The organism is Bartonella acomydis (genome assembly GCF_039543025.1).
GTDB classification, from domain to species: Bacteria; Pseudomonadota; Alphaproteobacteria; order Rhizobiales; family Rhizobiaceae; genus Bartonella; species Bartonella acomydis.
Genome location: NZ_BAABIY010000091.1, coordinates 1 through 9,643, shown reverse-complemented (window position 1 = coordinate 9,643; position 9,643 = coordinate 1). Strand labels below are relative to the sequence as shown.

Sequence of the window (9,643 nt, the reverse complement as noted above, 5' to 3'; positions counted from 1 at the left end):
ATTTTGGAGATTCAGAGCTACCGCATAGCATGGATTCTTTGTTGCGTGCTTATGAACCGGATTGTGATAACCCCATTAAAAAGGTTGCTTAAAGTAAAATATTCCCCTTCCCCATCTTTAAAGGTGGAGAGGTGGTTAAAGATCAAGTTGTGAATGAGAGCCAAGACGCACCAAAACCAATCGGTCTTGATCAACCAAGCGATAAATTAACACGAGATCAGGTCGAATATGACAATCTCGATAATTACTCCAATTTCCAGTCAGTGCATGATCACGGTACCGAAGCTCTAAAGGTTGATCATTTGCTAATGCTGCGATGATTTTGCGTAAATCAGTCTCTAAAAGATGCCGATGTTGCCCTTTCATCTCACGCTTAAAATCACGTTTGAAAATGGTGGTACGTTCAATCGTCCGCATAGAGATCATCAAATAATTCGTCTACGGAATGAAACTTTTTTAAATTGCCTTCATCAAATTCAGCAAAAGCTGCTATCGTTTCTGCATTGGGCTGAAATAAGAAAGAAGGAATAGCTTTATCTTGCGCAATACGTGTCATTAACACTCTCACGACATCACTTACTGACAAACCAGAAGCTTGAATAACTTGACTAGCAACATTTTGAATCTCTTCCGGTACACGCGCTTGAACCATGCGACTGGTAGCCATAATGACTTCTCCTCTCTTAATTGTATTTCAATGTAATACAATTGAAGTTTGATTTCAACTGTAAAGCACTTTTTAGGGTGTAGAGGTTAGCTTAACAATCGCTTACTTTTTTAAAGGCTTTACCCACGTTTACGGCGCTCTTGTGTTATATACTTAAAGAATGAGGGTGGTAAAACACCTTTAGCTGGCTTTAGGCGTGCAAGTTCTTCATCTGTCAATGGTGGAGAATCTACGGCTTCCAAATCTTCTTTTGTATAGCCACATCGTATTTCAAAGTTTTTGTTAAGAGCCAACAATTCTTGTGTAATTTTGAGTGTATCTGTTTGCATACCGGAATACATACCCGATTATACCCAATTGTCAATTATTCGTAACACCGTAAAACCTTACTTCTTAGGACAAAGAAGCAAGAAAGGGGCAATTATGAATAAGAAATCTCGAAAAGGTTTATCGCTTCGTGCCTTTGCAAGAAAGATGCGTGTTTCCCCGAATGCGGTGGCTTCGCGTTTTAAAACAGGTAAATTTGATAAGGCTCTTTTTGAAGATGGTTCTGTTAATGAAGCGCTTGCAACAGCTATCTGGAATGAGAATCCAACAAAGCGCCCCGCCCCATTTTTAGCACCGGATGGTCAAGCACGCACAAAGATCAAACAAATCTCTACAGAGGGTGCTAATGAATACAAAATTAAACTGGAGCGAATGCAAGTTGCTCTTGAAAGCGAAAAGATTGCTCTTGAACGCTTACGCGAAACAACCGTTGACCGTGAAGAAGTCAAGAAAGCAGCGCGTGAGTTTGGAAGAGCACACCGTGACGCCATGTTGAATTTTCCTCATCGATTTGGTGCAAGCATTGCCGCACAAGTTGGATGTGATGCTGCAAGCCTAATCGGTGCCATTGATTATTACATACGAAAGGCTTTGCTTGAAGCTGTTCATATTCCAGTTCCTTATCATGATCCTCAACCTCCAGAATGAGAGAGTTTTGGGGCGAGCAAAGAATGAATAATGGATGAGAATGCTGTTACAGAATTTTTCGCCAATGCCAATGATGCAAGACAACCGGACCCACCATACACGGTTTCCGAATGGGCGGATAAAAATAGATACCTTAGCACGGTAGCAAGTGCTGAACCTGGATTGTGGAGAACAAAACGCACCCCCTATTTGCGCGAAATCATGGATAATCTTTCCTCTCACAAACCGATTGAAACAACCATTGTCATGAAAGGGGCGCAAGTTGGCATGTCAGAGGCAGGACTGAATTTCTGCGGTTATGCTATTCATTATAGTCCAGGGCCTGCCCTTTATGTCATGCCTACCGTTGAGACAGCTAAGAAGCTTTCAAAGACGCGGCTTGATCCTATGATTATGGCAAGTCCCGTTTTAAGTGAACGTATAGCCCCCGCTCGTGCGCGTGACAGCGGTAATACCATGTTTTCTAAGGAGTTTGATGGTGGGGCGTTGATGCTTACAGGAGCAAACAGTGCAGCTGGTCTGCGTTCTATGCCTATTCGTTATCTGATTTTGGATGAGGTTGATGGTTATCCTCTCAGTGTTGATAACGAAGGGGATCCAGTGATGATTGCGGAAAAGCGCACATCAACCTTTGTACAACGAAAGATCTTTAAATTGTCCACACCCACCCACCGTGACACAAGCCGTATTGCCAAGGATTTTGTGCTAGGAGACCAGCGATATTACAACGTCCCTTGTGATGCATGTGGTGTACTCCAGCCAATTGTTTGGTCACAGATTAAATGGCCAAAAGGCGCCCCTGAAAAAGCTGTTTTTGTTTGTGCCCATTGTGGTCATGAGCATGCCGAACACCGAAAAACAGATTTGATGTGTGAAGAAAAAGGCGCATGTTGGGTTCCAACGAGTGAGTCAAGCAGACCCAATTTGCGCTCCTATCATATTTCTGCACTCTATTCCCCTTGGCTTACTTGGGGAGAATGTGCACGCGAGTTTTTAAATGCCAAGGATGATCCAGCGCTTCTACAGCCTTTTGTGAATACCGTTCTTGGAGAGCCATGGGAGGATAGAACCGGTGAGGTTGTTGATCCAGACAGCCTCTATGCAAAACGCGAAGACTATCCTTTAGCACCAGAACAAGCCGTCGTGTTGACGGCAGGCATTGATGTGCAAAATGACCGTTTAGAGCTTGAAGTGGTGGGATGGGGGCGCAGCGAAGAAAGTTGGCATATTGATTATCAAGTTATCCCTGGTGATCCCTCTTCTTTTGAAGTGTGGGACCAATTGGATGAATATCTTGGAAAACGTTGGCCACATCCAGGCTATAAAGAGGGAATTAGGATAACGGCGGCTTGTATTGATACCGGTGGTGGACATACGCAGGCAGTTTATAATTATGTGCGCCCCCGTGAAGGACGGCGGATATGGGGCATTAAGGGACAAGCTGGTTGGCGTGCGGTATGGCCGCGCCGCCCAAGCAGAAACAACAAAGGGCAGATTAACCTCTATATTGTTGGGGTTGATGCGGCGAAAGATATCATTACAGCGCGCTTTAAAAAGTCGGGTCCAGAAGCAACGGGGGCTGGTGCAACACATTTTCATAAAAGCCTTGATCGACAATATTTTGACCAGCTAACCGCTGAAAGAAAAGTGATCAAATTTTTTAAAGGCTTCAAGCGTATTGAATGGCAAAAAAGTGAAAAAGCAAGGAATGAAGCCTTGGACTGTAGAGTCTATGCTTATGCAGCTTTACAAGGTCTGATTTCGGCAGGAATAAACCTTAATCGAGAAGTCGATATCTTAGAAGAGCGTTTGAAAAAACTTAAAATTGAGGGCTCTTTAGAGCAGCCAACATCAGAACATGTGCCCTCTCCTTCTCCAAGAAGATTTCAGATAACACAACCTAAAAGGAAACAATCCAGAACGGTGATGAATCCTTATATGCAAGGGGATTGGAGGTAATTTGTGGATGAAACTTTAGAACCAATAAACAGCAAATTTTCGAGACTGGAAAGTTTAAAAAGGCGACGTGAGCAAATTGAAGAGGCTCTTTATTCGGGTGCGCAATCAGTGCGTCACGGCGATAAGCAAATCAGCAACCGCTCTGTTGAAGAACTGCGCAGAGCCCTTGAGATGCTGAACACACAAATAGCAAACCTTGAAGGGCGTAAACGTTCACGCGTGTTCTATTTTAACATATCACGAGGCTATTAATGGCTGGTTTGTTCAATAAAATTACGGGCTTTTTTACAATTTCTCGTCAACACAATCCCCATTTTGAAGCGGCAAGCAAAAACCGCCGTATGGGTGGTTTTGATCCTGCTAAAAAACATATCAATAAAGCCATTGAGGAATGCGGTGATACCATTGTTGCCCGTTCAAGGTGGCTTTATGACAATGAATCTCTTTATGGTTCTGCAACAGAGGAATGGGTCTCTGCCGCGGTGAGTGATGGGATTAAACCTTCTCCTCGCATTGAAGGCTTTAAAGAAGAAAAGAAAAAACTTTTAGACTTGTGGTGGCAATGGGTTGATGAAGCCGATTATGATGAAGATGCCAGCTTTTATGGGCTGCAAGCAACCATTGCAAGAGAGGTCTTTTTAACCGGTGAATGCTTTGTAAGACTGCATTATGTTGACCTTTATGGACGCTCTGGTGTACCTCTTCAGTTGCAAGTTTATCCTACCGAAATGTTGGATCTCACCTATAATGGACCGGCTGAGATTGAAGGCAATTACATTCGTATGGGAATTGAATTCGATGCCAGGTGTAAGCGTGTTGCTTATCATTTTTGGAAACATCACCCCTATGATGATTGTTCTGCAAGCACAGTCTTTGAGAGTCAAGAACGCATACGTGTGCCTGCTGAAATGGTCATTCATATCAAAGAGCGCCGGATTGCCGGACAATTGCGTGGTTCTCCCAAAATAACGCGTGCTATGACAAAAATCTTTCAACTCGAATCCTATGACGACGCAGAACTCGATAGAAAAAGGACGGCGGCTCTTTTCGCGGCGTTTGTCAAGGACAATTCACCAAACGTCGAAAAATTATCCGATAATCGTGATAAAAACAACGTTGAAGAAGAATACAAAGCACCTGTCATTGCGCCCGGTGCATCTCTTTATTTAGGAGAGAATAAAGAGGTTACATTCTCTAATCCTGTTGAGGTTGGAGGTTCTTATGAAGCTTTTCAATTTCGCAATATTTTAAAAATTTGTTCTGCTATCAACATGCCTTATGCCGTTGTGACAGGAGATGTTACACGGGGGAATTTTTCCAATGTGCGAACCTCCATTATTCAGTTTAGACGCCATGTCAAACAATGGCGAGAACATATCATTGCCTTTCAGTTTAATCGCATTGTTTGGGCACGTTTTGTCGAAATGGCAGTGCTTGCTGGACGCGTAAATTTACCAGGATGGGAAGAAAATTCCTTGCCATGGCTTCAATGTGAAAGCTTTGCACCACCCCTTGAAATGATTGATCCCATCAAGGATATCTCCGCAGAAAAAGAAGAAATCCGTGCTGGCTTGAAAACACGGCGTATGGCATTGGCTGAACGGGGTTTTGATATTGATAACATTCATGCCGAACTCGCAGAAGAACGCACAGATGCGCGCACGCGGGGTTTATCTTTTGATACCGATTATGCGCTAGCGCCCTCTGCTAGCAATCAACTGATTGATGATGAAGATTCAGAGACTTCTGAAACTTATGAAAGTAACCAAGACAGTAAGGCACATGCAAATGGCGAATAATCTTGATATGCCGTTTTTGGCATCCCGGCTTTTTGGCGTTCCTCTCATGCTTGCCTCCACAAAGCTGGATATTATTCTCAATGCTCTTGCACCACGGCTTTTTGCAGGAGAAAAGTTTGCCGTAAGAGCATTGTTAGAAAAAGATGGTGCTCCTTTAAGACCACCAGAAACTTACGTCGTGCAAAACAATATTGCCATCATACCGGTTCACGGCACGCTTGTACGCCGTTGTGCATGGCTTGGAGCTTTATCGGGTCTAACCTCTTATGAAGGTTTGGGGGCTTCTTTTCGTGAAGCGATTGGGCAGCCTGATGTTCGCGGAATATTGCTTGATATTGATAGTAGCGGTGGAGAAGCTGGTGGTGTGTTTGATCTTGTGGAAGAGTTTCAAGCACTCTCAAAAAAATATAACAAACCCATTTGGGCACATGCCAATGAGGTTGCTTGTTCTGCAGCTTATGCCATTGCTTGTTCTGCTTCTCAAATCTGGATTGCGCGCACAGGGGTTGTGGGCTCCATTGGGGTTGTTTGTGCCCATCTTGATCAGTCCCGTGCCGATGAAAAACATGGGCTTAAATGGACTTTTATCTTTGAAGGTGATCACAAAGTTCATGGAAATTCTCACGAACCACTCGCCGATACAGCACAGATAAAAATACAAGCAGATTGCGCCCTGCTCTACGAGATGTTTGTGGATTTGGTTGCGCAAAACAGACCTCTGAATGCGGCTGCAATCCGCGACACCAAAGCAGAAACTTTTATAGGCAATCAAGCGATTACGCTTGGATTAGCAGATACGCAAGGGACCCTTGCGCAAGCTTTGGAAGCCTTAACAGCTTCCATTAACTCACCCCCAACAGCAACAAAAGAAGGAAAAAACACATGGCACGCACACTCTATCGCGCAGAAGAAGACGATGATGAAAAGATTATCGACGTCATCCATGAAGACGAAGAAGACACTCTCGACATTGACGAAGATGCCGAAAACTTCGACGATGATGAAGACGAAGAGGAAAATGAAAACAACGAAGATAAGCAAGAAACCATAAAAGCAGCTCTTGAAAAGGAAAGAAAGCGCGCACAGGCACTGACAAACCTTGAAAAACAAGCAAAGCGTTTGGGTGTTTCTTTTGATGCAGCCAAAGCAATTAAAAGCGGCATGAATGTTGAGAAGGCTAAAAATGTTGTCTTATCTGCTGCTGTCTCGAAAAGTTCCTCTTTAAAACTCTCGACCACAGCGCCCCATAGTGATGGGGCGAGCAAGGCAAAAATTCATACAAGATGGGAAGCAGCTTGGAGGGCAATAAAATGAATAATCAAGTTTTTTATGAAGATGTTCGCAATGGCGCTTATCTTGGACGCTATGACACGGATATGTCCAATGAAGAAGTGGTTTTTGCATCAGGGGCATTTGTTGAAGCCGGCACTGTTATGGGAAAAGTAACAGCAACGGGAAAATATGTTCCCCTTAATCCAGCACTATCAGATGGCAGTCAAACGCCGGCAGGGATTTCTTATGCCACTGTTGATGTAACAGAGGCAGAGCAACGCGCGGTGATTACAGCGCGCTTGAGTACCGTAAAAGCTTCTGAACTCCTATGGCCAGATGCCATCACCGATGAACAGAAAAGTGCTGCCATTCAGTCTTTAGAAGACAATAACAAAATACTGTTGCGATAGGAGAATGCGCACATGGATATGAACTTTTTTAAACACGACGCTTTCTCTGCCGTTACCATGATGAAAGCGATTGAAAACTATGAGTTTCAACCGGGGCTCATTAGCTCTCTTGATCTTTTTGAAGAAGTGGAAACAAGTACCACAGTGGTTGGCATTGAAAGACGTGACAATACATTGTCCTTGATTCAAACCAGTGAACGGGGCGCCCCTTTGGTTGAAGGAGATAGAGATAGACGTAATCTAAGGTTTTTCAAAACAACACGGATTGCTAAAAGTGATACGGTAAAATCAGATGAAATTCAGAACCGGCGTGAATTTGGTACAGAAGATCAGTTAGAGACGGCAATGAAATATATTGCTAGAAAACAAAAGAAGCTGATTTCTGAAATCGAATTGACATGGGAAAACATGCAGCTTGGCGCTGTTCAAGGTGTTGTGCTTGATGCTGATGGCTCTGTTATTGTTGATTGGTACAAGGAATGGGAAATTGCACCCCCAAAGCCAATTGATTTTAAACTCAATGTTGAGACAACAAATGTTGCCGACCATGTTGATCAAGTTATTATGAGAATGATTGAGGCTTCAAAGGGGGCATTTTCTGATCGTTCACGGATTATTGGGCTTTGTGGAAATGAATTCTTTTCCAAATTGAAAAACCATAAAACAATTCGTGAGACCTATCTCAACACAGCTCTTGCACAAACACTCAATAGCGCTGGAGGTGTTGCAACACCAAGCGCAATTGGTTCTGGAAGCTTTGGCAGTTTTGACTTTGCGGGTGTTACGTTCATTAATTACCGGAGTATTCATAACTATAATGTGAGTGCAAAAGCTGGGACAAAACGCGCCATAGGGATTAAGCCTGATGAATGCCAATTCTTTCCTGCTAATGCGCCTGGGGTTTTCCAAAAAACCTTTGCACCGGGAGAAAGCTTGGATTTTGCCAACACCGTTGGAAGACCTCTCTACGCTATGTTGATTGTCGATAACGACCGTAATGCATGGGTAAAACCGGAGGTCTACAGCTATCCGCTTTACATCTGCACACGCCCTGAAATGCTCTTTAAAGCGGTCAGTGGAGGCAAATAACATGCAATGGTACGGGTTGCTTCATAAAATGATTCAAGATGTACGTAACACCTTTGGGCAACCCGTCATCTACACGCGAAAGGACAATCAACAATCGTTTCGGATTACAGCGATTTACGGCATTAAACATTCAGAATCGGACGCTGGTGGGAGAATTCCCACAACAGTACCTAGAAAAGAACTTGATGTTTGTATTCATGATATCGGCGGCTTCCCCCCAAAGCCTCAAGATAGTGTTGTCATTATTTCTCCTAAAGATACTTCTCAAGACCACTTCGTGATCACAGAGGTACAAGCCTCTGAATCCGGTATGTACAAGCTTATTCTGCGAGAGATAAAATAAAGATACACTTATTAATTTTTAAAAAATGTGAAGTCACCACTTGACAATATGGCAACAATATGTCTATTGTCGAATCAGGTGCCTAAGAAACACCTTGATAGTAAGCGGGTTGGTTGCCGAAATAACTAATCTTCCGCAAATTTAAAAACTTTGACTCATTATATGTACGTAGCATATAAGGATCTTGTCGGGTGTAGTTATGTCATAAAATACCCTTACGGGGAAAACATAACGACGGACTTACTACCGTGTTTCTTAGCACCCGGCGCTCTTTTAGAGTGTCATTAAGAAACGTCTAAGTAGTAAGGAGTTCATCATGAACACTCTTATAGAAGTTACAGAAAATGTTGCTAACGACGCAACAGTTCAAACTATGTCTAGCATTGAAATTGCAGAGGTGTGTGGTAAGCAGCATAAAAACGTTATGCGAGATATTAAACAAATATTCACTGAGCTCAAATTTGAGCCCAGTGATTTTGCAGGAGTCTATAAAGATTCAACAGGTCGCACCCTCCCTTGTTATAACCTTCCCAAACGTGAATGTCTCATTCTCGTATCTGGTTACAGTACTGCTTTACGAGCTAAGATCATTGACCGTTGGCAAGAATTAGAAAAGCAAGTCGCTGTTCCACAAGTTGACTATTCCAAACCCGAAGCCTTACTTGGTGTCTTAAATCACCTACAAAGCCAAATCGAACAGAAAGATCATGTGATTGCAGAATTAACTCCAAAAGCAGAGGCTTTGGAAGGCTTAAAGCGTTCTGATGGGCTGTTCGGTCTTATCGAAGCAGCAAAAATGCTTGAAGTGAGACCAAAGGATTTAACCGATTACCTACGTAAAAATGATTGGGTCTATCGACGGCTCCAGGGGCGCCTTTGTTACCCTATCAAGATAAAATCAAGAAAGGCTTTATGGATTGCCCTGCGATTACTATTCAAAGACCCGATGGTACAGAAAAGGTCCTCCCTTCAACAAAAATCACCTCCAGAGGATTGGCATGCCTAAGAGAGCAAATCCATGGAGGTGTACAATGAAGATTGATACCAACTTCTTATGCGATTTGTGGATAGCATTGTCTCAATTTTCTAGACATGAAAATATGAGTGACAAAGATTGTACAGCTCTGGT

11 protein-coding genes and 2 pseudogenes are annotated in these 9,643 nt (G+C 43.1%); 10 read left to right on the top strand and 3 right to left on the bottom strand.

Going from position 1 to position 9,643, the window contains the following annotated elements; all coding sequences use genetic code 11:
- Positions 1 to 135: 135 nt before the first annotated feature.
- The 3 genes and pseudogenes from ABD909_RS07395 to ABD909_RS07385 form a co-directional block, all read right to left on the bottom strand.
- Positions 136 to 417 (bottom strand): type II toxin-antitoxin system YafQ family toxin, encoded by a 282-nt coding sequence (locus tag ABD909_RS07395; RefSeq protein WP_345097294.1) that lies wholly within the window; start codon positions 415 to 417, stop codon positions 136 to 138.
- Positions 404 to 667 carry a type II toxin-antitoxin system RelB/DinJ family antitoxin gene (locus tag ABD909_RS07390; protein ID WP_019222085.1) on the bottom strand — a complete coding sequence of 88 codons (264 nt, stop codon included), beginning with the start codon at positions 665 to 667 and terminating at the stop codon, positions 404 to 406. The genes ABD909_RS07395 and ABD909_RS07390 overlap by 14 nt, the downstream gene beginning before the upstream one ends.
- A gap of 122 nt (positions 668 to 789) precedes the next feature.
- Positions 790 to 996: pseudogene (locus ABD909_RS07385) on the bottom strand (hypothetical protein); the annotation flags it as partial.
- Positions 997 to 1,090: 94 nt separating this feature from the next.
- Between ABD909_RS07385 and ABD909_RS07380 the strand changes: the two are divergent.
- The 10 genes and pseudogenes from ABD909_RS07380 (at position 1,091) to ABD909_RS07335 (ending at position 9,549) form a co-directional block, all read left to right on the top strand.
- Complete coding sequence (locus ABD909_RS07380; protein WP_345097292.1) at positions 1,091 to 1,642, top strand: hypothetical protein; 552 nt, start codon at positions 1,091 to 1,093, stop codon at positions 1,640 to 1,642.
- 30 nt (positions 1,643 to 1,672) lie between these two features.
- On the top strand, positions 1,673 to 3,601 hold the full coding sequence (locus ABD909_RS07375) for a phage terminase large subunit family protein (protein ID WP_345097291.1): 1,929 nt from the start codon (positions 1,673 to 1,675) through the stop codon (positions 3,599 to 3,601).
- A gap of 3 nt (positions 3,602 to 3,604) precedes the next feature.
- On the top strand, positions 3,605 to 3,853 hold the full coding sequence (locus ABD909_RS07370) for a phage head-tail joining protein (RefSeq protein WP_345097290.1): 249 nt from the start codon (positions 3,605 to 3,607) through the stop codon (positions 3,851 to 3,853).
- Positions 3,853 to 5,400, top strand: a complete 1,548-nt coding sequence (locus ABD909_RS07365) for a phage portal protein (RefSeq protein WP_345097289.1) — start codon at positions 3,853 to 3,855, stop codon at positions 5,398 to 5,400. Before ABD909_RS07370 ends, ABD909_RS07365 begins: the two co-directional genes overlap by 1 nt.
- Positions 5,390 to 6,451 (top strand): S49 family peptidase, encoded by a 1,062-nt coding sequence (locus tag ABD909_RS07360; protein WP_345097288.1) that lies wholly within the window; start codon positions 5,390 to 5,392, stop codon positions 6,449 to 6,451. Before ABD909_RS07365 ends, ABD909_RS07360 begins: the two co-directional genes overlap by 11 nt.
- Positions 6,340 to 6,714 (top strand): hypothetical protein, encoded by a 375-nt coding sequence (locus ABD909_RS07355; protein ID WP_345097293.1) that lies wholly within the window; start codon positions 6,340 to 6,342, stop codon positions 6,712 to 6,714. The genes ABD909_RS07360 and ABD909_RS07355 overlap by 112 nt, the downstream gene beginning before the upstream one ends.
- Complete coding sequence (locus ABD909_RS07350) at positions 6,711 to 7,082, top strand: head decoration protein (protein WP_345097287.1); 372 nt, start codon at positions 6,711 to 6,713, stop codon at positions 7,080 to 7,082. Before ABD909_RS07355 ends, ABD909_RS07350 begins: the two co-directional genes overlap by 4 nt.
- A gap of 12 nt (positions 7,083 to 7,094) precedes the next feature.
- Complete coding sequence (locus ABD909_RS07345) at positions 7,095 to 8,171, top strand: major capsid protein (RefSeq protein ID WP_345097286.1); 1,077 nt, start codon at positions 7,095 to 7,097, stop codon at positions 8,169 to 8,171.
- Between the two features lies 1 nt (position 8,172).
- On the top strand, positions 8,173 to 8,514 hold the full coding sequence (locus ABD909_RS07340) for a head-tail joining protein (protein ID WP_345097285.1): 342 nt from the start codon (positions 8,173 to 8,175) through the stop codon (positions 8,512 to 8,514).
- A 316-nt stretch (positions 8,515 to 8,830) separates the two neighbouring features.
- Positions 8,831 to 9,549, top strand: a pseudogene (locus ABD909_RS07335) (Rha family transcriptional regulator).
- The last annotated feature ends 94 nt before the right edge of the window (positions 9,550 to 9,643 follow it).

What these genes read in the sequence shown, in the direction of transcription:
- ABD909_RS07380 (WP_345097292.1), top strand. Translation starts at nt 1,091, where the DNA reads ATGAATAAGAAATCTCGAAAAGGTTTATCGCTTCGTGCCTTTGCAAGA.
- ABD909_RS07365 (WP_345097289.1), top strand. Translation starts at nt 3,853, where the DNA reads ATGGCTGGTTTGTTCAATAAAATTACGGGCTTTTTTACAATTTCTCGT.
- ABD909_RS07340 (WP_345097285.1), top strand. Translation starts at nt 8,173, where the DNA reads ATGCAATGGTACGGGTTGCTTCATAAAATGATTCAAGATGTACGTAAC.
- ABD909_RS07395 (WP_345097294.1), bottom strand. Translation starts at nt 417, where the DNA reads ATGCGGACGATTGAACGTACCACCATTTTCAAACGTGATTTTAAGCGT.
- ABD909_RS07375 (WP_345097291.1), top strand. Translation starts at nt 1,673, where the DNA reads ATGGATGAGAATGCTGTTACAGAATTTTTCGCCAATGCCAATGATGCA.
- ABD909_RS07360 (WP_345097288.1), top strand. Translation starts at nt 5,390, where the DNA reads ATGGCGAATAATCTTGATATGCCGTTTTTGGCATCCCGGCTTTTTGGC.
- ABD909_RS07345 (WP_345097286.1), top strand. Translation starts at nt 7,095, where the DNA reads ATGGATATGAACTTTTTTAAACACGACGCTTTCTCTGCCGTTACCATG.
- ABD909_RS07390 (WP_019222085.1), bottom strand. Translation starts at nt 667, where the DNA reads ATGGCTACCAGTCGCATGGTTCAAGCGCGTGTACCGGAAGAGATTCAA.
- ABD909_RS07350 (WP_345097287.1), top strand. Translation starts at nt 6,711, where the DNA reads ATGAATAATCAAGTTTTTTATGAAGATGTTCGCAATGGCGCTTATCTT.